The following is a 20,075-nucleotide window of genomic DNA, read 5'->3' as shown; positions in this document are numbered from 1 at the left end:
TGGGGCAAGCCGCAACACGACTGCAAAGTTCACTGCGTTTGGCGGGACTGATGGTTGGCGTACTTACGAGCCGCGAACTCGTGCGCCTCGTCGAGCAGCGAGCTGAGCGGCTCGAGCTCTACCGGGTTGACGATCGCCACCCAGTACTGGGACGCATAGAACGGGTGCGGCATGAGCGTGTTCCGTGCCGTGTAGTCATGCGCTGAGTCGAGCACCCAGTCGGCGTCCCGCTCGGTCGGCACCGGTCCGAAGAGCAAGGTGTACGTCGCCTTGGTCAGCCCGATGTTCAGCCGCCACGCACCGGGCTCGTCGAGCCGGGACACCTTCTCGTAGTGGTCGCCGGTGACAATGGTGGCGAACGGCTGCTGTCGCTCCGGCGGGAGGTCGGCGGCCGGGTCGTAGAGGTAGAACAGGTCGTCCTGGGCCTCGAGCACCCGGACACCGTCGTACGCGCGGATCATCCGATCCAGTTCGTCGATCGTCATACCTTCAAGTCTGTCATTGAAGTAGGAATGAAGACTTTGCCGGAATTCCGGATTTGTCGGCGACCCGAACTAGGGTGGTTGGGTGGCTGATCCGTCCTCGTACCGTCCCGCTCCGGGTTCGATTCCCGACTCACCCGGCGTCTACCGTTTCAGCGACTCCGCCGGGCGGGTCATCTACGTCGGCAAGGCGAAGAACCTGAGGGCCCGGTTGTCGTCGTACTTCCAGGATCTGGTGAACCTGCACCCGCGGACACAGGCGATGGTGACGACGGCCTCGAAGGTCGAGTGGACCGTGGTCGCCAGCGAGGTCGAGTCGCTGCAGCTGGAGTACTCCTGGATCAAGGAGTACGACCCGCGCTTCAACGTGAAGTACCGCGACGACAAGTCGTACCCGTGGCTCGCCATCACCCTCAACGAGGACTACCCGCGGGTGATGGTAGGCCGCGGCCAGAAGAAGAAGGGCGTGAAGTACTTCGGTCCGTACAGCCATGCCTGGGCGATCCGCGAGACCGTCGACCTGCTGCTCCGGGTCTTTCCGATGCGCTCGTGCAGCAAGGGCGTCTTCAACCGGCACCGCCAGATCGGCCGGCCCTGCCTTCTGGGGTACATCGGCAAATGCGCGGCGCCCTGCACTGGCCAGGTGACGCAGGAGGAGCACCGCCAGATCGTCGACGACTTCGCTGCATTCCTCTCCGGCCAGACCGCGACGTACGTGCGCCGGCTGGAGAAGGAGATGAAGGCCGCGGCGGCCGAGCTGGAGTACGAGCGGGCTGCGAAGATCCGCGACGATCTGGCCGCGCTGGAGAAGGCACTGGCCAAGAACGCCGTCGTCCTCGGCGACGGCACCGATACCGACGTGATCGCGTTGAGCGAGGACCCGCTCGAAGTCGCCGTGCAGATCTTCTACGTCCGCGGCGGCCGGATCCGCGGTGAGCGCGGCTGGATCGCCGACAAAGCTGACGGCACGGCGACCACCGGCGATCTCGTCTCGCGCTTCATCCAGCAGATGTACGCCGACGAGTCGGTCGACGCGATCCCGCGCGAGATCCTCGTCCCGATGATGCCGGAGGACGCCGAGGCGCTGACCGAGTGGCTGGAGGGGATCCGCGGCGCGCGAGTGTCGATCCGGGTCCCGCAGCGCGGCGACAAGAAGGCGCTGATGGAGACCGTCGAGCGGAACGCGCTGCAGACGCTGACCATGCACAAGACCAAGCGGGCCAGCGATCTGACCACCCGCAACCAGGCGCTCGAGGAGATCCAGGCCGGGCTCGACCTGCCGGAGGCGCCGCTGCGGCTGGAGTGCTACGACGTCTCGAACCTGCAAGGCACCGAGGTGGTCGCCTCGATGGTCGTCTTCGAGGATGGCCTGCCCCGCAAGAGCGAGTACCGGCGGTTCGTGATCAAGGGCGTCGACGGCCAGAACGACGTCGCCTCGATCGCCGAGGTCCTCACCCGCCGGTTCAAGCGGCTGCTCGACGACCGGGCCGCGATGAGCCAGGACGACGACCCGTCGGCGGCGCTGATCGACCCGGAGACGGGCCGGGCGAAGAAGTTCTCGTACGCGCCGAGCCTGGTCGTGGTCGACGGTGGTCCGCCGCAGGTCGCCGCGGCCCGCCAGGCGATGGACGAATTGGGGCTCGGCGACATTCCGGTCTGCGGTCTGGCCAAGCGGCTGGAGGAGGTCTGGCTGCCCGACGAGGAGGATCCGGTCATCTTCTCCCGTACGTCGGAAGGCCTGTACCTCCTGCAGCGACTGCGGGACGAGGCGCACCGGTTCGCGATCACACACCACCGCAGCCGGCGATCGAAGTCGATGGTCGAGAGCACCCTCGACGAGGTCCCGGGGCTGGGGGAGGTGCGGCGGAAGACCTTGCTCCGGCACTTCGGGTCGCTGAAGAAGTTGCGCGGGGCGACGATCGACGAGGTCGCCGGGCTGCCCGGATTCGGGCCCCGGCTGGCCGAGTCCGTCGTACTGGCGGTTAACGCTGCCGCAACGAAGGCGGAAACCGGCCGGGCACCGTCGGTCAACACGGCCACGGGCGAGATACTGGGCGACGACGTCCCGGCGCCGGCCGGGGCGCCTGACGGGGACCCAGGGAGAACTGAGAACTGATGGACGACACGGGCGGCAACCTCATCATCGTGTCCGGCATGTCCGGCGCGGGACGAAGCTCCGTCGCCGACGTACTGGAAGACCTCGGCTGGTTCGTCGTGGACAACCTGCCGCCGATGTTCCTCACCACGCTCGTCGAGCAGGTCATCGGCACCGGCGCGGCGCCGCGGCTCGCGGTCGTGGTCGACGTCCGGACCGGCCTGTTCTTCGAGGAGCTGAGCTCGGCCATCCACGACCTGCGGCTGAAGGGCTATCGCCCGCTGACGCTGTTCCTGGAGGCCTCCGACGATGTGATCGTGCGCCGGCAGGAGAGTGTCCGCCGGCCGCACCCGCTGCAGGGCGAGGGCCGGTTGCTCGACGGCATCCAGCGCGAGCGCGAGCTGCTCGGCGACATCCGGGCCGGGGCGGATCTGGTCATCGACACCTCGAGCCTGAACATCCACCAGCTGGCCGCGAAGATCGTGAACGCGTTCGGCGACGAGGAGAACGCCGAGCTGCGCGCGACCGTGGTGTCGTTCGGGTTCAAGTACGGCATCCCGGTCGACGCCGACGTGGTCGCGGACATGCGCTTCATCCCGAACCCGTACTGGCAGCCGGACCTGCGCCCGATGACCGGGCAGGACAAGCCTGTGTCAGACTTCGTGCTCGGCCATCCGCTGGCCCAGCAGTTCCTGCAGAACTACGTGGACGTGCTGGACACCCTGCGGAGCGGCTACCTGAACGAGGGCAAGCGCTTCGTCACCGTCGCGATCGGCTGCACCGGGGGAAAGCACCGCAGCGTCGCGATGGCCGAGGAGATCGCCCGAAGGCTGCGCGAGAAGGGGTCACCGACCTTGGTCGTACACCGGGATCTGGGGCGTGAGTGACGCGATCTCCTAAGGTTGTCGCTTTGGGTGGGGGACACGGTTTGGCCGCCTCTCTCTCCGCACTTCGGCACGTCACCGATCAGCTGACCGCGGTCGTCACGGTCGCGGACAACGGCGGCTCGTCCGGGCGGCTGCGCCAGGAGCTCGGCGTACTGCCTCCGGGTGATCTGCGGATGGCGCTCGCTGCGCTGTGCCGCGACGACGAGTGGGGCCGCACGTGGGCCGACGTACTGCAGCATCGCTTCCGCAGCAACGGTGAGCTGCACGACCACGCGGTTGGCAACCTGCTGATCGTCGCGTTGTGGGAGCTGCTCGGCGAGGCGGTCGACGGACTCGACTGGGTGGCTCGATTGCTCGGTGCACAAGGCCGGGTGCTGCCGATGTCCGCCGTACCGCTGGACATCACGGCGCGGGTGCTCGGGCTCGATCCGGCGCATCCCGAGGCGATCACCGAGATCCGTGGTCAGGCCGAGGTGGCGACCACTGAGGGACATGTGGTTGACGTCGCGCTCGATCCGGCCGACCCGCCCGCGTGCCCGGAGGCGCTCGTCGCCATCGCCGAGGCCGACTGGGTCGTGGTCGGCCCGGGCTCGTGGTTCACGTCGGTCATCCCGAATCTGCTGGTCCCCGAGCTGTGCCGCGGTCTCGAGCTGACCAGCGCCCGCCGGCTCCTGACGCTCAACCTGGGGGAGCAGAAGGGCGAGACCGACGGCTTCTCACCCGAGACCCACCTCGAGGTGCTGGCCGCTCACGCGCCGGACCTGCGCATCGACGTCGTCCTCGCCGACACCGGCCACGTGCCCGACCCCGAGTCACTCCGCCGTACTGCGGAATCCCTCGGGGCCGAGCTGGTGATCGCCGATATCGCCGACGACGAGCGGGATCTGCACCACGCCCCGGACAAACTGGCGAAGGTCTACCGCGAGATCTTCAGCTGACGCGTCAGTCGAAGTCGACGTCCAGCTGCAGCTTCTGGCTGTAGATCTGCTTGCCCTGGGCATCGAACCCGCGAACCCGGACGTTCTTGAGACCGGAGTTGCCGCCGGTGAGGCCCCAGATGAAGTAGCCGTTCGACAGCAGCGCCCGGGCCGGGCCGTTCGGCAGGTCGACGACGATCTGCGCTACCCCTTCGGGCACCATCGCGAAGTCGAACGAGTGCGCGAACTTCCCGTTGGCCTGCACCGCGCCGCGGGTGTAGTCGTACGCACCCTTGGCCGTCGGCGTCAGCATGTGACACCACGCGTACACGCGCTGGTCCGGCGAGATCAGCAAGGCCGTCAGCTTGTCCCCGGTGCCTGTCTTCAGCGCCACCTGCCACGCCCGCGAGACGGGTCCGGCGGCCTTGATCACTGCGTCGTCGGTGTTCACGCCGCCCTTGTCGAGATCCTTGAAGTAGATCTCGTCGACACCTTCGCACCGAGTGGTGACTTGCTCATCGGTCAGCGGACTGACCGGCGGCGGGGGAGCGAGCGGCTTCCCGGTCTCCGGATCCTTCGTGAGTACGACCACTGGCGTGACCGGCTTCGCGGTCTTGACGGTCACCGACGGATCGACCGTCCGCGGTGGGGCCGCGAATGGTTTGGGCGTCTCGTCGTACACCTTCTTGCCGCTCGAGTCGTAGCCCCGGATGCGGTTCAGCGTGATCAGCTTGGCGTCCTTGCTGGGATGGCCGAGGGAGGTGTAGCCGTCGGTGCCGACCAAAGCCTCACGAGGACTGCTTTCCCCGGCGATGTCCACCAGCACTCGGGTGACGCCGGATACCGGTACCCGGAGTCCGTCCTGCACGGTCTGTGGGTTTCGGTACTGAGTCCGCGTCGTGAAGTTCGCCGCACTCGTGCGTGCGAAGCTGTCCGGCTTCGTCGGACTGCTCATCGTGCAGCTCGAAACGACCGACTTGTCCGGCGAGAGGAGCAGAGCGTTCAGCACGGACTGATCGCCGCTCTTCACGACGACCTTCCACCGCGCGTCGACCGGTCCGGCGTTGTCGAGGGTCTTGCCCGGGTGCGCGTGCTGGAAGTGCTGGTAGCCGTTGTCGTACCGGATGCAGCGCCGCAGTACCTCCGCATCCGACAACGGGCTCGCCGGCGGTGCCGGTACGACCGTCTTGCCTGTCTCGTTGTCGATGATGCGCCCGGTCGCGACGTCGATCGTGATGGTCTGACCGGTCGGCGTACCGGCCGGCTCCTGACTCTCCGGACGGGTCGCGGACCAGGTGGCGACGCCGCCGACGATCGCGGCTGTGGTGAGGACCGCGGTGGAGACCGTCGCGATCCTGGTACGCCGGACCGAGCGCCGGGCCCGGATCAGCAGGTCGTCGACGTCGGTGTTCAGCGGCCGGTCGGTGTCGTCGGCGGCGGTCGCCAGCATGTGTTCGATGTCGTTGTTCACGGGGCGCTCCTTTCGGTCTGGTCGAGAAGCTCGCGGAGGCGGGTGAGGGCTCGGGAGGTCTGGCTCTTCACGCCGCCGACGCCGATACCCAGGACGGCGGCGGTCTGTTCGAGGCTGAGATCGCCGTAGTGGCGCAGTACGACGCACGCGCGTTGGCTGGGCGGCAGCACGGCCAGGGCCTCGACGACGAACATCCGGTCGTCGACCGAGCCGGCCGGGTCCGCGAGTACGCCGGCATGGTCGTCGGCGTCGACGAGCCGCTCGCGCCGCCACGGCTTGCGGGACTGGTCGAAGACCGACGTGACCAAGCACTGGTGGGCGTAGCTGTTGAGGCCATGGGTGCGGTCGATCCGGTTCCAACGGCGGTAGACCTTGACCAACGCGTCCTGCGCGGCATCCTCGGCGCGATGCCAGTCGCCGCACATCAGGTACGCCGTACGCCGCAGCCGCCGGATCATGGCGGCGGCGAACTCGGTGAACTCGGCTTCATCCGATGCCTTCATGCGCCTCCTCTCACAATGTCAGCGGGGTAACGCGATCAACCCGCCCGAAGGTTGCAGCGCCCCGGATGCCCGTAACCGCGGGCGCTCGGGGCCGTTGGTGGTCCAAGGGTCTTTGACATGGGTGGGAGGATGGCCTTCATGGCGATGACAGCACAGGTGAAGTCCGAGCTGACCAGTATTCAGGTGACGAAACCGTGTTGCCGCAAGGCCGAGGTGTCGTCGATCCTGCGGTTCGCGGGCGGGCTGCACCTGGTGTCCGGACGGATCGTCGTGGAGGCCGAGCTCGACAGCGGCGCCGCGGCCCGGCGGCTGCGCAAGGACATCGCGGAGATCTTCGGGCACCCGTCGGACGTGGTGGTCATTTCCCCGTCCGGCATCCGCAAGCAGACGAAGTACGTCGTCCGGGTGGTCCGCGACGGTGACGCGTTGGCGCGGCAGACCGGGCTGGTGGACAACCGCGGCCGGCCGGTTCGCGGCCTTCCGCCGGCGGTCGTGTCCGGTGCTTCGTGTGATGCCGTTGCGGCTTGGCGGGGTGCGTTCCTCGCGCACGGCTCGCTGACCGAGCCCGGCCGGTCGTCCTCGCTCGAGGTGACTTGTCCCGGTCCGGAAGCGGCGCTGGCGTTGGTCGGTGCGGCCCGGCGGCTCGGCATCGGTTCGAAGGCTCGCGAGGTGCGGAACGTCGACCGCGTCGTGATCCGCGACGGTGACGCCATCGGCGCGCTGCTCACCCGGCTGGGTGCGCACGAGTCCGTGCTGGCGTGGGAAGAGCGCCGGATGCGGCGCGAGGTCCGCGCGACGGCGAACCGGCTGGCGAACTTCGACGACGCGAACCTGCGCCGCTCCGCCCGCGCTGCGGTGGCGGCCGGTGCGCGCGTCGAGCGGGCGCTGGAGATCCTCGGCGACGACGTACCCGATCACCTGCAGGTCGCGGGCAAGCTGCGCCTGGAGCACAAGCAGGCCAGCCTCGAAGAGCTCGGCCAACTCCACGAGCCGGCCCTCACCAAGGACGCCGTAGCCGGCCGCATCCGCCGCCTGCTCGCCATGGCCGACAAGCGCGCCGCCGACCTCGGCGTCCCCAACACCGAGGCCAACCTGACCCCGGAAATGCTCGACCCGGCCTGACCAGATCGTTATCAACTGCCACCCGCGTCGCCCTGATCGCGTTGCTTGGATTGCCCTACGGGGTTTCCATCCAATGAACAGATGAGGACAGATGGGCACCACTGAAGAAGAAGCCGCGGCGCTGGACAGGATCACCCAAGAGGCCATCAAGCGCGAGGTCGAGCGCATGCAGGCCGAGGCCACGCGGAAGGCCGCCGAGCAGCAGAACCAGAACAACATGGTCGCCGATCCGGGAGCGGGCGGCGCGGCCTGGCCGGACAACGAGGTGCAGACAGGGCCGCAGACCGGCATGGACAAGGTCGCCGGTGCGCTGCGGGTAGGTCAGGCCGGCGACGTCGCGTTCGCGCGTGACCTGCTGAACAGCGGCCAAGCACCGCTGGGCGGCGTGAACAAGCCCGACCAGGCCGCCGACGGAGCCAAGGAAAGCACTGCGGGAGCGCGCGCCGCGAAGCCTGCGCTCGGCCTCGGCTGACGCACCAGCTGGTCAACTGGTATTCAATCGACTGCCCCGGAAGGTTTCCGGGGCAGTTGCACGTCGGGGTGGTCTGCTCGGACGGCTACTCGCGGGTCGTGGTGGTCTGATGTGGACGCTACCAGTTGGCCAGGTGGGCTGTTGGGCTAATGTTCGGGCTGTAGGGCAGTGCTCGAACGCCAGATCTGAGGAGACGTAGTCCCGTGACCGTACGCGTAGGTATCAACGGCTTCGGCCGGATCGGCCGTAACTTCTTCCGCGCCGTGCAGGCGTCCGGTGCCGACATCGAGGTCGTCGCCGTCAACGACTTGACCGACAACCAGACTCTCGCTCACCTGCTGAAGTACGACTCGATCCTGGGCCGCTTCCCGGGCGAGGTCTCCGCGACCGACGACGACATCACCGTCAGCGGCAAGAGCTTCAAGGCGTTCGCCGAGCGCGACCCGGCCAACCTGAAGTGGTCCGACGTCGGCGCCGACGTGGTGATCGAGTCGACCGGCTTCTTCACCGACGCCACCAAGGCCAAGACCCACGCCGACAACGGCGCCAAGAAGGTCATCATCTCCGCCCCGGCGAAGAACGAGGACCTGACCGTGGTCATGGGCGTGAACCACCAGCTGTACGACGCCGAGAAGCACACCGTGATCTCGAACGCGTCCTGCACCACGAACTGCATCGCCCCGCTGGCCAAGGTCCTCAACGACGCGTTCACGATCGAGAAGGGTCTGATGACCACGATCCACGCGTACACCCAGGACCAGAACCTGCAGGACGGCCCGCACAAGGACCTGCGTCGCGCCCGCGCCGCCGCGCTGAACATCGTGCCGACCTCGACCGGCGCCGCGAAGGCGATCGGCCTGGTGCTGCCGGAGCTCAAGGGCAAGCTGGACGGCTACGCGCTGCGCGTCCCGGTGCCGACCGGCTCGGCCACCGACCTGACCGTCACCGTCGGCCGTGAGGTCACCGTCGACGAGGTCAAGGAGGCCTACAAGGCCGCCGCGGCCGAGGGCTCGCTGAAGGGCTACCTGACCTACACCGAGGACGAGATCGTCTCCACCGACATCGTCACCGACCCGGCGTCCTGCATCTTCGACTCGGGCCTGACCAAGGTGATCGGCAACCAGGTCAAGGTCGTCGGCTGGTACGACAACGAGTGGGGCTACTCCAACCGCCTCGTCGACCTGGTCAAGCACGTCGGCGCCTCGCTCTGAGACAGCTCTGACACAACTCTGATGTTCCCCCGCTTGCGTCCGGAGAGCCTGGTGCTTCTTCGGACGCAAGCTCGTTCACCCGAGAAAGCTGAACTGTGAAGACCATCGAAGATCTCGGCGACCTGGCGGGCCAGCGGGTGCTGGTCCGGTCCGACCTGAACGTGCCGATCAAGGACGAGGTGATCGGCGACGACGGCCGCATCCGCGCCTCGCTGCCGACCCTGATCAAGCTCGCCAAGGCCGGCGCGAAGGTGATCGTCACCGCGCACCTCGGCCGTCCGAAGGGCGAGCCGAACCCGGCGTACACGCTGGCCCCGGTGGCCGAGCGGCTCGGCGAGCTGCTGCAGCCCGAGGGCATCACCGTGCACTTCGCGACCGACGTCACCGGCGAGAGCGCGCAGGAGGCGGTCCAGGAGCTGGACGAGGGCGAGGTCCTGCTGCTCGAGAACGTGCGGTACGACCCGCGCGAGGAGAGCAAGGACGAGGCCGAGCGCGGCGCGCTGGCCGACGAGCTGGCCGCCCTGGCCGACGTCTTCGTCAGCGACGGCTTCGGTGTCGTGCACCGCAAGCAGGCCAGCGTGTACGACGTGGCCCGCAAGCTGCCGCACGCGGCCGGCGGCCTGGTGCTTGCCGAGGTCGAGGTGCTGAAGAAGCTGACCGAGGAGCCGGCCCGTCCGTACGTCGTCGTGCTCGGCGGCGCGAAGGTGTCGGACAAGCTCGCGGTGATCGACAACCTGCTGGCCAAGGCCGACAAGCTGCTGATCGGCGGCGGCATGGTCTTCACGTTCCTGAAGGCGCAGGGCCACGAGGTCGGCAAGAGCCTGCTCGAGGAAGACCAGCTGGACATCGTCCGCGGTTACCTGAAGGACGCCGGCGACAAGATCGTGCTGCCGACCGACATCGTGGTCGCGCCCGAGTTCAAGGGCGACTCGCCGGCCACCGTGGTCGCGGCCGACGCGATCCCGGCCGACCAGCTCGGCCTGGACATCGGTCCGGACTCCGGCAAGGCGTTCGCGGCCGAGGTCGCCGGCGCGAAGACCGTGTTCTGGAACGGCCCGATGGGTGTGTTCGAGATGGCGGCGTTCGCCGGCGGAACCAAGGCCGTCGCGCAGGCGTTGACCGAGGTGGGCGGCCTGAGTGTCGTCGGCGGCGGTGACTCCGCGGCCGCCGTCCGGCAGCTAGGCTTCGCCGACGATGCGTTCGGGCACATCTCCACCGGCGGTGGAGCATCGCTCGAATACCTGGAGGGCAAGGAGCTCCCGGGTCTCGCCGTACTGGAAGAGGACTGAGCACCATGGCTGCCCCTGAATCCACAGCTGCCCGTACGCCATTGATGGCGGGCAACTGGAAGATGAACCTCAACCACGTCGAGGCCGTGCACCTGCTGCAGAAGCTGTCGTGGACGCTGCAGGACAAGAAGCACGACTTCGAGCGGGTCGAGGTGGCCGTGCTGCCGCCGTTCACCGACATCCGCAGCGTGCAGACGCTGGTCGACGGTGACCGGATGAAGATCAAGTACGGCGCGCAGGACGTGTCCACGCACGACGCCGGCGCGTACACCGGCGAGATCTCGGCGGCGATGCTCACCAAGCTCGGCTGCACGTACGTGCTGACCGGCCACTCCGAGCGCCGGCAGTACCACCACGAGACCGACGAGCTGGTCAACGCCAAGACCGCGAAGGCGCTCGAGGCCGGGCTGATCCCGATCGTGTGCGTCGGCGAGGGCCTGGAGATCCGCCAGGCCAACGGCCACGTCGACCACTGCGTGGGCCAGATCGACGCGGCGCTCGCCGGGCTCAAGCAGGACGACGTCCGCAAGCTCGTCATCGCCTACGAGCCGGTCTGGGCGATCGGCACCGGCGAGGTCGCGACCCCCGAGGACGCGCAGGAGGTCATCGCCGCGATCCGGGGCCGGATCGAGGAGTCGATCTCACCCTCGGTCGCCGACTCGGTACGGATTCTTTACGGTGGATCGGTGAAGATGGCCAGTGCAAGTGGCATCATGGCCCAACCGGATGTCGACGGCTGCCTGGTCGGAGGTGCGAGCCTTCAGGCGGACGAGTTCGCCGGCATCTGCCGTTACCTGGACCTTCAGTTAGGCTACTCCTCGTGATTCTCGCTTTCTCGATCGTCGTGATCGTCTGCAGCCTGTTCCTCACGCTGCTCGTACTGCTGCACAAAGGCCGCGGTGGCGGCCTCTCGGACCTGTTCGGTGGCGGTGTGTCGTCCAGCCTGGGCGGCTCGTCGGTCGCGGAGCGCAACCTGGACCGGATCACGATCGGTGTCGGTCTGATCTGGTTCGCCAGCATCGTCGCGGTCGGCCTGCTCTACAAGCTCGGCTGAGGGGTCGGTTCCCGTGGCTGGTGGTGGCAGTGCGATTCGTGGCAGCCGGGTCGGTGCCGGGCCGATGGGCGAGGCAGAGCGCGGCGACACCGCGCCCCGGCAGCGCATCGTGTTCTTCTGTGCGAACGGGCATGAGACCGCGACCTGGTTCGCGGTCGAGGCCTCGATCCCGGAGGAGTGGGACTGTCCGCGGTGCGGTCTTCCGACCAGCACCGATGTGAACAACCCGCCCCCGCCGCCGAAGATCGAGCCCTACAAGACGCACCTGGCCTATGTGAAGGAGCGCCGCTCCGAGCAGGAGGCCCAGGAGATCCTCGACGAAGCACTCGAGAAGCTGCGCGCCCGTCGTGCCCGCGGCGAGGTCATCTTCTAAGCAAGTACTGCGTTCAGCCCGGATCGACCACGTCGGTCCGGGCTGTGGCGTTGTGTGAGTGGATCGACGCAGCGCGCTAGGGTCTGCGGCATGACGTCGATCGCGCCGCTGCGCTGGACCCCGCCGCCCGCTCCGCCGGTGCGGCAACCGAAGAACGTCGACGTGGACGTTGTCGCGTTGCCCGGCGCGGGTCCCGAGGACACGCTGATCGACGACGACGGCAGCGTCCTGACCGGCCTGTACGACGGCCGCATCCTGCGCGTGAGCGCGGACGGCAAGACCATCAGCACGCTGGCCGACACCGGCGGCCGGCCGCTCGGCCTCGAGTGGCTGCCCGACGGCAAGGTCCTGATCTGCGACGCGAACCGCGGCCTGCTGACCCTCGACAAGGACAACCGGATCGCGACGCTGCTGTCCGATATTGACGGCCGTCCGATGCGTTTCTGCAACAACGCCGACGTCACCGAGGACGGCACGATCTACTTCACCGACTCGTCGACCCGGTTCGGTATCGACGAGTGGATGGCCGACCTGCTCGAGCATTCCACCACCGGCAGCGTCTACCGCCGTACGCCGGACGGCGAGGTCACCCGCTTGGCGACCGGCCGCGGCTTCCCGAACGGCGTGGCGCTCAGCAGCGATCGCCGTACCCTCTTCTGGGCCGAGACGGCGACGTACGGGCTGTACAAGCTGGACCTGACGACCGAGGGCGCTGAGCCGGTGCAGATCGCGTCGATCCCTGGGTTGCCGGACAACATCGCGCGCGGGTCGGACGGGCTGATCTGGGTCGCGGTCGGTTCGCCGCGCAACGCCGTACTCGATTTCCTGCTGCCCAAGCCGCCGGTCCTCCGCAAGATCGTCTGGGCCCTCCCGGACGCGCTGAAGCCGAAGGCCGCCGACATCATCGAGATCCAGGCGTACGGCGAGAACGGCGAGCTGGTCCACGACCTGCGCGCGAAGCACCCGGACTTCCACATGCCGACCGGCGTGCGCGAGCGCGACGGGAAGGTCTGGCTGGGCAGCATCGGCACCAGTTCTCTGGCCACCTTCCCGACGCCCTAGTCTGACCCTCATGCGTTTCGGGATTGCGATCCTGCCGGAGTACCGCTGGCAGGACGCCGCACGGCGGTGGCGGCAGGCGGAAGAGTACGGCTTCGATCACGCGTGGACCTACGACCACCTGACCTGGAGCGGTCTGCAGGACTCACCGTGGTTCGGGACGACGCCGACCCTGACGGCGGCCGCAACGGTCACCTCGACGATCAAGCTCGGCACGTTCGTGACCTCGCCGAACTTCCGGCACCCGTTGGCGTTGACGCGCGACATCCTCGCGATCGACGACGTCTCCGGCGGCCGGTTCCTGTGCGGGATCGGCGCCGGCGGCAGCCTGGACGCGACCATCCAGGGCGGCCCGGACCTCACACCGCGGCAGCGCCAGGACCGGTACGAGGAGTTCGTGCAACTCCTGGACACTCTGCTGACAACCGACGGCGTCGACTTCAAGGGCGAGTACTACGAGACGCGCAACGGCCGCACGCTGCCCGGCTGCGTCCAGCAACCGCGGCTCCCGCTCATCCTGGCCGGCAACGGCCCGCGCTCGGTCCGCTTCGCTGCCAACCACGGCGACGGCTGGATGACGACCGGCGGCGACAAGACGAGCCTCGACACCTGGTTCGCGTCCCTCACCGACCTCAGCCACCGCCTGGACGACCTCCTCGAAGGCCGCCACCTCGACCGCTACCTGTCGATGGATAGCGCGCAGTACGCCGTCTCGAGCCCGGCCGCCTTCGAGGAGATCGCCGGCCGCGCGGCCGCCCTCGGCTTCACCGACCTCATCACCCACTGGCCGCGCGCGGAGGGCGTGTACGGCGGCTCCGAGGACGTCCTGGAAGAAATCGCGACCGAGCTCATTCCTCGTCTCCGTTAGTACGCCGGACCCACGCGGGGACGACGTACCAGAACAGGGCGAACAGCAGCAGGACGACGGCGGTGACGATGATCGCGACGGGGCGGGAGAGTACGACGTCCGCGGCGAGCAGGACGCCGCCGGCGATGGCGACGAGCAGGAAGAGCATGCCGGCGATGGCCATCCGGTTGGCGATCGGGAGCATGCGGTCGCGGAGCTTCTGCCGGTAGATGATCCGGTGGAACGACACCGGCGCGAGGAACAGGCCGACGGCCAGTGCGGACGCGATCAACGTGACGGCGTACACGTCGTGGGTGAAGCTGTCCGCGTCCTGGAAACGGTTCTGGAACGCGATGCTGAGCAAGAACGCGAACAGGATCTGCGTGCCGGTCTGGGCCAGCCGGAGTTCCTGGAGGAGTTCGTTCCATTGCCGGTCGAGCCGTTCTCCGGCGTCTTCGTCAGGCCGGCCGTACCGCGGGCTCTCAGTCACAGTCCCTATTACAGCGGAAGGGCCGCACACCTGACGGTGTACGGCCCTTCTACTGGTTCACGAAAGGGTGATCAGGTTCCGATCGCGCGGATGTTCTCCGCCTGCAGCCCCTTCTGGCCCTGGGTGATCTCGAACTCGACCCGCTGGTTCTCGTCCAGCGAGCGGAAGCCCGACATCTGGATGGCCGAGTAGTGCGCGAACACGTCCGCGCCACCGTCATCCGGGGTGATGAAGCCGAAGCCCTTGTCAGCGTTGAACCACTTGACAGTACCGACAGCCATTTGTCTATCTCCTCGATGGCTTATAACAATCCGTGAACCACACCTCATGGATCACGCGTCGCCGAAAGGCCCCAGACGACAGACCGGCCATGCAGCACAGCAAAGTCAGGGAGTCCAAAACTGCAACGCCATAACTGTAGCCGTTCTGCGGCGTGATGGTAGGGGTGACCACAAACACGTGTCGCTGATTGTCAGGGCCCGTTACGCTCTGTGGTCGCCCCGATGCGGCCCCGCGAGGGCTGCTCCGGAGCCCGAAATCCTGCGCCTACCTGCTGGTTCGCGGCGGCGGACGGGTGCGGCACGATGGCAACGAAGGACAAATGACCGGTACGCCGGGTAGCGGACGCATTTTTCTGATCATTCGTCCCGGCGTGTCGCGCGGGCATGAACAGGTACTGCGAGGAGGAGGCAAGCGTGATCGTGACAGTGACCCGCAGCGGAGGTTTCGCCGGGCTGACCAAGCAGGGCGAATTGGACACCAGCGACCAGCCCGACGCGACCAAGCTCGAGGACGCGGTCCGGGCGCTCGGCGCGAAGGACCTGGGCTCCGGCCGGCCACAGCCCGACCGGTACGTGTACCGGCTGGAGGTGCGCGACGCGCAGGACGAAGACGCCACGCACCACACCGTGGCCGAGCAGGACGTCGATGCCACCACGGCCTGGCTGCTCGACCGGATCCTCAGCCGTTAACGCCAGTCGATCTCCGGCGCCCGGTAGAAGTTGACCCCGAGCACCTCCCAGCGCGGACCCTGCTCGGCCAGGCGGTCGCGGTACGCCGTCCAGTCGAGCGCGGACTCCTGCGACCAGCCGAGCTCGGCGATGCCCGGCAGCCGCGGGAACACCATGTACTCGACCTTCTCCAGGTCGTCCAGCGTCTCCGTCCACAGCGGCGCCTCGACGCCGATGATCGCGCTCGCCGGTACGTCGGGGACCAGCGTTGCCGGGTTCCAACTGTAGGACTGCTCGACGCTGACCAGACCCGCCCAGTCGAGGCCGAGCGGCGTCTCAGCGTCGTACTTCATGTCCAGGTACGCCCGGTTGGCGGGGGAGAGCACCAGCGTCGCGCCCTGCTCGACCGCCTTCTGCGCCAGTACCTGAGCCTTCGGGTCCTCGGTGCCCCAGTACTGCACGACAGCGCCGGCCGGCAGCGGCCCGTCGGCGATCTCGTGCCACCCCATCACCAGCTTGCCGTTCTTCACGACCAGCTCGGTCGCCTTCGCCACGAACGTCAAGTAGTCGGTGTGCTCGGTCGAGTGTGCTTCGTCTCCGCCAAGGTGCAGGAAGTCACCGGGCGTCTGCTCGGCCACCTCCCGGAACACGTCGTCGAGGAACGTGTACGTCACGTCCTTGTCGATGGCGAACGAGCTGAAGCCGACCTCGGTCTCGGTGTAGAGGTCCGGCGCCTGGTCGCCCTTGTTCAGCTCGGCGTACGACGCCAGCGCCGCGTTCGTGTGGCCTGGGGTGTCGATCTCCGGCACGACGGTGATGTAGTGCTCCGCGGCGTACTGGACGAGGTCGGCGTACTCCGCCTTCGTGTAGTAGCCGCCGGCGCCGCCGCCCACCTGCAGGCTGCCGCCGTACTCCGTGAGTCGCGGCCAGGAGTCCACCTGGATGCGCCAGCCCTGGTCGTCGGACAGGTGCAGGTGCAGCCGGTTGAGCTTGTACTGCGACACCAGGTCGATGAACCTCTTCACCTGGTCGACGGTGAAGAAGTGCCGCGTGACGTCGAGCATGACCCCGCGGTACTCGTACCGCGGGGAGTCGGAGATCGTCGTACCCGCGATCTCCCACGGGCCGTCCTGAGCGGTGTCGGCCGCGGCCTTGGCGGGCAGGAGCTGGCGGAGCGTGGTGACGCCGCGGAAGAGGCCCTCGGCGGTGGCTGCGGTGACGGTGACGCCGGACGCGTCCGCGCGGAGCTCGTAGCCTTCTGCGCCCAAGGACTCCGGGCCGTTGGTGGACAGCGTGATCGTGCCGGTGCCTTCCTGGACCGGCAGGGCGTATCCGGTAGAGCGACGGAGCTGAGCTGCGAACCGGTCAGCGATCAGCTGGGCGGAGGGATCGTGGAGGCCGATCGTGGCGTCGGCCTCCAGCAAGAACGTCTCATCGGCCAGCACCTGCTGCGCCGTGGGCTGCGGGATCATGACCGAAAGTGTTCGCGCCGCCCAATAATTCGTCAAGACCCTTTAAAATTCCTGACGAGAGCTGTCGTGGCGCTTCAGACAGGCTCTTCGCATACCCGGTGAGCATCTGGCAGGCCGGCCGGCCTTCGGGTCAGAAGGGGCTCGCTCAGGACTACCAGCGTCGCGGCTGCCAGCAGCAGGCCGCCGACGAGAGCCACGCTGCGGACCGTGGTGTTGTCGATGAGGAGGCCGCCGATGAAGGCACCTGCGGCGATGCCGAGGTTGTAGGCCGAGTTGGTGCCGGCGGAGGCGAGTGAGGTGTTCATCGGCGCGACCACGAGCGTCCTGCTCTGCAGGGCGATGGCCATGGAGCTGTAGGCCAGGCCACCCACGGCGATCAGGGCCACTGTCGGCACCTGCCACCGTCCGACGGCAGCCAGACCGAGCAGGACGGCACTGAGCAGTACGAGCGCCTGCACCAGCACGCCCCACGGATGGCGGTCGAGCAGTCGACCTACGAGCACGGCTCCGGCTACACCGCCGAGTCCGCTGGCCAGGAGGATCGGCCCGAGAGCGTTGGAGCCGAAGCCGCTGATGTCCAGCAGGAACGGCGTGACGTAGGTGTTGAACGTCATGAAGCCGGTGACCCCGATCGCCGCGGTAACCACCACAGCGACGTACCGCCGCATGTCGGGTGCACTGCCGCGTCGGGCCACGCCGTCCGAGCCCTCGACGTGGGGGAGTAGGAGCATGGCGGCCGCGCACAGCCCGGCACCCAGTGCTGCCGTTGCCACGAACGGGATCCGCCAGCTGCTGTGCTCACCGATCCAGGTGCCGATCGGTACGCCGAGAACCGACGCCAGAGCCGCTCCGGTCGAGATGCGGGCCACTGCGCGTCCGCGGAACTCCTCCGGGACCAGACTGGTCGCGATCGAGGGAGCAATCGACCAGAACAGCGCCTGCGACAGCGCGGTGACCAGTCTGGCGCCGAAGAGCACCTCGTACGTCGGTGCAGCTGCGGCCAGCAGGTTGGCGACGGCCACGACCGCCAGTGTGCCGCCCAGAACGGTCCGCCGTGGCAGTCGCCCGGTGACGCGGGTCAGCGGGATGGACGTGAGGACCACGACCACGGCGTACCCGCTGACCAGGAGGCCGATCTGGGAGCGGGATCGCTGCAGGTCGTCGGCCATCACGGTGAGCAGGCCGATCGGCAGAACTTCGATCGTCACGTAGGTGAACGTGCCGACGGAGAGCATCAGCAGGGCCGCCGTGGCCCGGCGTGGTGAGATGGGCATGATCTCTCCTCTGATTCCAGTAAAACTCCGTATGGAGGTAGCATCGCAGACATGTCCGACAGTTTTCGCGTCGTGGGCGGACACCCTGCCCTCGATCTGGTGAACACGGTCACCCCGCGGGTGCGAGGCGGCTCGATCGAGCACGACTACCTCACGTCGCCGGCCGAACTGCTCGACTGGAGCCGCCGGATCGAGCTGATCGATCTGCGTGACTACAGCGCCGTCGAGGGCACTTGGCGCTCCGCCCCGGAGTTGGCCGCGAAGGCGCTCGGGGCGACGCTGGAGATCCGCGAGGCGGCGTACGACGTGCTGGCGCCGCAAGCGGCCGGCGCAGTCGTCGCGACGGGTGGGGTCAAGCGCAGCCAGGGATCCGCCTTCGAGCGCTTGATGTTGCGCTGGTCCGCGGCGGCCGCGCGTTCCATGCTGATCCCGGATGCTCAGCGCGAACGCGGCATCGCAGAGCTGATCGTCGGTACGTCGCCGGCGCAGCTCATTCCGGACCGCCTGGTGGTGGCGGCGGTCGAGCTGATCCGGACCGTCGAGCTGCGGCAGTTGCGGGCCTGTCCGGTCGACGACGGCGGCTGCGGCTGGCTGTTCCTGGACCGCAGCCGGAACGGTTCCCGCCGTTGGTGCGCGATGGAGGACTGCGGGACCCGGGCCAAGATCCGGAAGCTCGGGGAGCGCCGGCGCGCTACCGCCGTACCGCAGTCTTAGTGGTAGTGAGAGCGAACCTTCACTGTCAGCGATCGGCTCACTGGTCGAGAACGCGTGTCGAAAGGTGCGAATTGTCCCCCCGACCTGTCATCGTAGGCGGCCGGGCCTTCCGACCAGAGGGACCTGGCCGGGCCTGCCCCAGACTCGGAAGCAGGCTGACGCAACAGAATGTGGAGGACAAATGACGCAGGTGGCAGAGCAGCCGGGCAGTACTGCCGGGCGGCTCGGCTCGGTGGTGCTGGATTGCCCGGACCCACTCGAGCTCGCCCAGTTCTACTCAGCGCTGCTGGGGCTGGACATCGACGAGAACGGTGACGACGACTGGCGGAGCCTGACCGGCCCCGGCACGTTGCTCGAGTTCTCGACGCTGGCCTTCCGGCGCTCGGAGCAGTACGTGCCGGCCACCTGGCCCGGCACCGACGCGCAAGATCTCCATCTCGACCTCATCGTCGAGGACCTCTCGAGCGGTCACGCGACCGTGGTCGCCCTCGGCGCCGAGCCGCTCGATCCGTTGGACCCGCCGCCCGCGGAGAACGCGCGGGGCTGGCGGATCTACGCCGACCCGGCGGGCCACCCGTTCCGGATCTGCCTCGAATAGCTCATCGAGAAAGCCCGCCCCGGCCGGGGCGGGCTTTCGCATGTTCAGACCCAGGCGCTGCTGCCGGTGAACGGGAAGTGCCGCCCCTCGACGTACGACGGCCGCGGCTGGTAGCTGTTCACCCCCGGCTCACCGCGCAGGTGGAACGCGCTCGGGTACGGCGTCTCCGGGTCGGTGATCCGCGTCGACGTCGGGATGTAGCGGATCGTCAGCCCGCAGCGCCGGTTTGGCGAGGTGTTCGCGTTGCTGCCGTGGACGATGTTCGGGTGATGGACCTCGACGTCGCCGGGCGCGAGCACCATGTCGACCGCGTCGGCCTCGTTCACTTCGGCCGCGATCTCCCGGCCGAGCACGCTCTCGACCTCGGTGTTGGCGCGCGTCCCGGCCACCCCGAATCGATGGCTGCCCGGCACGACTCGCACGCACCCGTTTTCCGGTGTCGAGTGGTCGACGGCCAGCCACAGCGTCACGACCTCCATCGGGTCCAGCGGCCAGAACGCAGCGTCCTGATGCCACAGCACCGGCTGTCCGGAGTACGGCGGCTTGGAGATGTAGTGGGAGGCGAACAGTGCGATATCCGGCCCGACGAACCGCTGGGCGATGTCGACGAGCCGGTCGTCGCTTATCAGCCGCACCCAGAACGGGTCGTCGCGCAGGTACACATGCCCGAGCTGCTCGGGCCGTACGTCGGGATGCCGGGCCTGCAGCCATTCGACATGATCGTTCACTTCCTTGATCAGCTCTTGGTCGATGACGTCGCGGAAGATGACGTAGCCGTCTGTTTCGAACATGCTT

23 protein-coding genes are annotated in these 20,075 nt (G+C 67.9%); 15 read left to right on the top strand and 8 right to left on the bottom strand.

Annotated elements, in window-relative coordinates:
- Positions 1-29: 29 nt before the first annotated feature.
- Entirely contained in the window at positions 30-485 is a 456-nt protein-coding gene (locus ACQPYH_RS22330; RefSeq protein WP_432874532.1) for a DUF6194 family protein, read from the bottom strand.
- An 82-nt stretch (positions 486-567) separates the two neighbouring features.
- On the opposite strand from ACQPYH_RS22330, the gene uvrC reads away from it, so the two are divergent.
- The 3 genes from uvrC to ACQPYH_RS22315 are packed head-to-tail and all read left to right on the top strand — an operon-like array spanning position 568 to position 4,402.
- Positions 568-2,598 carry an excinuclease ABC subunit UvrC gene (uvrC, locus tag ACQPYH_RS22325; RefSeq protein WP_432874529.1) on the top strand — a complete coding sequence of 677 codons (2,031 nt, stop codon included), beginning with the start codon at positions 568-570 and terminating at the stop codon, positions 2,596-2,598.
- Positions 2,598-3,464: an RNase adapter RapZ gene (gene rapZ / locus ACQPYH_RS22320; RefSeq protein WP_130448361.1), complete on the top strand. Its 867-nt coding sequence runs from the start codon at positions 2,598-2,600 to the stop codon at positions 3,462-3,464. Before uvrC ends, rapZ begins: the two co-directional genes overlap by 1 nt.
- Positions 3,461-4,402: a gluconeogenesis factor YvcK family protein gene (locus tag ACQPYH_RS22315; protein WP_432874526.1), complete on the top strand. Its 942-nt coding sequence runs from the start codon at positions 3,461-3,463 to the stop codon at positions 4,400-4,402. Before rapZ ends, ACQPYH_RS22315 begins: the two co-directional genes overlap by 4 nt.
- A gap of 4 nt (positions 4,403-4,406) precedes the next feature.
- Here the strand turns inward: ACQPYH_RS22315 and ACQPYH_RS22310 are convergent, their stop codons facing one another.
- Together ACQPYH_RS22310 and ACQPYH_RS22305 are read right to left on the bottom strand one after the other, a co-directional pair.
- Entirely contained in the window at positions 4,407-5,852 is a 1,446-nt protein-coding gene (locus ACQPYH_RS22310; RefSeq protein ID WP_432874523.1) for a hypothetical protein, read from the bottom strand.
- Positions 5,849-6,355 (bottom strand): SigE family RNA polymerase sigma factor, encoded by a 507-nt coding sequence (locus tag ACQPYH_RS22305; RefSeq protein WP_432874520.1) that lies wholly within the window; start codon positions 6,353-6,355, stop codon positions 5,849-5,851. The genes ACQPYH_RS22310 and ACQPYH_RS22305 overlap by 4 nt, the downstream gene beginning before the upstream one ends.
- A 138-nt stretch (positions 6,356-6,493) precedes the next feature.
- Between ACQPYH_RS22305 and whiA the strand changes: the two genes are divergently transcribed.
- From whiA to ACQPYH_RS22260, 9 genes are all read left to right on the top strand, one after another.
- On the top strand, positions 6,494-7,477 hold the full coding sequence (gene whiA, locus ACQPYH_RS22300) for a DNA-binding protein WhiA (RefSeq protein ID WP_137256843.1): 984 nt from the start codon (positions 6,494-6,496) through the stop codon (positions 7,475-7,477).
- A gap of 91 nt (positions 7,478-7,568) precedes the next feature.
- Complete coding sequence (locus ACQPYH_RS22295; protein ID WP_432874517.1) at positions 7,569-7,949, top strand: hypothetical protein; 381 nt, start codon at positions 7,569-7,571, stop codon at positions 7,947-7,949.
- Between the two features lie 203 nt (positions 7,950-8,152).
- On the top strand, positions 8,153-9,160 hold the full coding sequence (gene gap, locus ACQPYH_RS22290) for a type I glyceraldehyde-3-phosphate dehydrogenase (protein ID WP_432874514.1): 1,008 nt from the start codon (positions 8,153-8,155) through the stop codon (positions 9,158-9,160).
- Between the two features lie 95 nt (positions 9,161-9,255).
- Entirely contained in the window at positions 9,256-10,449 is a 1,194-nt protein-coding gene (locus tag ACQPYH_RS22285) for a phosphoglycerate kinase (protein WP_432874511.1), read from the top strand.
- Between the two features lie 5 nt (positions 10,450-10,454).
- The gene (gene tpiA, locus ACQPYH_RS22280; RefSeq protein ID WP_432874508.1) at positions 10,455-11,273 is read left to right on the top strand and encodes a triose-phosphate isomerase; all 819 of its coding nucleotides are present in this window, start codon (positions 10,455-10,457) and stop codon (positions 11,271-11,273) included.
- The gene (gene secG, locus ACQPYH_RS22275; RefSeq protein WP_130448352.1) at positions 11,270-11,503 is read left to right on the top strand and encodes a preprotein translocase subunit SecG; all 234 of its coding nucleotides are present in this window, start codon (positions 11,270-11,272) and stop codon (positions 11,501-11,503) included. The genes tpiA and secG overlap by 4 nt, the downstream gene beginning before the upstream one ends.
- Positions 11,504-11,567: 64 nt before the next feature.
- On the top strand, positions 11,568-11,876 hold the full coding sequence (locus ACQPYH_RS22270; RefSeq protein ID WP_202887965.1) for an RNA polymerase-binding protein RbpA: 309 nt from the start codon (positions 11,568-11,570) through the stop codon (positions 11,874-11,876).
- A 90-nt stretch (positions 11,877-11,966) separates the two neighbouring features.
- Positions 11,967-12,938 carry an SMP-30/gluconolactonase/LRE family protein gene (locus tag ACQPYH_RS22265; protein WP_432874503.1) on the top strand — a complete coding sequence of 324 codons (972 nt, stop codon included), beginning with the start codon at positions 11,967-11,969 and terminating at the stop codon, positions 12,936-12,938.
- A 10-nt stretch (positions 12,939-12,948) separates the two neighbouring features.
- Complete coding sequence (locus ACQPYH_RS22260) at positions 12,949-13,803, top strand: LLM class flavin-dependent oxidoreductase (RefSeq protein ID WP_432874500.1); 855 nt, start codon at positions 12,949-12,951, stop codon at positions 13,801-13,803.
- On the opposite strand, the gene ACQPYH_RS22255 is transcribed toward ACQPYH_RS22260, so the two are convergent.
- Together ACQPYH_RS22255 and ACQPYH_RS22250 are read right to left on the bottom strand one after the other, a co-directional pair.
- The gene (locus ACQPYH_RS22255) at positions 13,784-14,272 is read right to left on the bottom strand and encodes a DUF6328 family protein (RefSeq protein ID WP_432874497.1); all 489 of its coding nucleotides are present in this window, start codon (positions 14,270-14,272) and stop codon (positions 13,784-13,786) included. The two genes, ACQPYH_RS22260 and ACQPYH_RS22255, sit on opposite strands and share 20 nt — an antisense overlap.
- 71 nt (positions 14,273-14,343) lie before the next feature.
- Positions 14,344-14,553 (bottom strand): cold-shock protein, encoded by a 210-nt coding sequence (locus ACQPYH_RS22250; RefSeq protein ID WP_134115893.1) that lies wholly within the window; start codon positions 14,551-14,553, stop codon positions 14,344-14,346.
- A gap of 414 nt (positions 14,554-14,967) precedes the next feature.
- Between ACQPYH_RS22250 and ACQPYH_RS22245 the strand changes: the two genes are divergently transcribed.
- Complete coding sequence (locus tag ACQPYH_RS22245; protein ID WP_432874493.1) at positions 14,968-15,243, top strand: protealysin inhibitor emfourin; 276 nt, start codon at positions 14,968-14,970, stop codon at positions 15,241-15,243.
- Here the strand turns inward: ACQPYH_RS22245 and ACQPYH_RS22240 are convergent.
- The gene (locus tag ACQPYH_RS22240) at positions 15,240-16,694 is read right to left on the bottom strand and encodes a beta-N-acetylhexosaminidase (RefSeq protein ID WP_432874490.1); all 1,455 of its coding nucleotides are present in this window, start codon (positions 16,692-16,694) and stop codon (positions 15,240-15,242) included. The two genes, ACQPYH_RS22245 and ACQPYH_RS22240, sit on opposite strands and share 4 nt — an antisense overlap.
- A 74-nt stretch (positions 16,695-16,768) precedes the next feature.
- Positions 16,769-17,968 carry an MFS transporter gene (locus tag ACQPYH_RS22235; protein ID WP_432874487.1) on the bottom strand — a complete coding sequence of 400 codons (1,200 nt, stop codon included), beginning with the start codon at positions 17,966-17,968 and terminating at the stop codon, positions 16,769-16,771.
- A gap of 51 nt (positions 17,969-18,019) precedes the next feature.
- Between ACQPYH_RS22235 and ACQPYH_RS22230 the strand changes: the two genes are divergently transcribed.
- Both ACQPYH_RS22230 and ACQPYH_RS22225 read left to right on the top strand, forming a co-directional pair.
- Positions 18,020-18,682 carry a CGNR zinc finger domain-containing protein gene (locus ACQPYH_RS22230; RefSeq protein WP_432874484.1) on the top strand — a complete coding sequence of 221 codons (663 nt, stop codon included), beginning with the start codon at positions 18,020-18,022 and terminating at the stop codon, positions 18,680-18,682.
- 181 nt (positions 18,683-18,863) lie between these two features.
- Complete coding sequence (locus ACQPYH_RS22225; protein WP_130448344.1) at positions 18,864-19,280, top strand: VOC family protein; 417 nt, start codon at positions 18,864-18,866, stop codon at positions 19,278-19,280.
- 44 nt (positions 19,281-19,324) lie between these two features.
- Here the strand turns inward: ACQPYH_RS22225 and ACQPYH_RS22220 are convergent, their stop codons facing one another.
- A complete protein-coding gene (locus ACQPYH_RS22220; RefSeq protein WP_432874482.1) occupies positions 19,325-20,071 on the bottom strand; it encodes a phytanoyl-CoA dioxygenase family protein in 747 nt (248 codons plus the stop codon).
- Positions 20,072-20,075 lie beyond the last annotated feature (4 nt).

This window comes from Kribbella sp. CA-245084 (genome assembly GCF_050942355.1).
GTDB lineage: Bacteria > Actinomycetota > Actinomycetes > Propionibacteriales > Kribbellaceae > Kribbella.
This window is presented reverse-complemented; position numbering and strand designations above follow the sequence as displayed.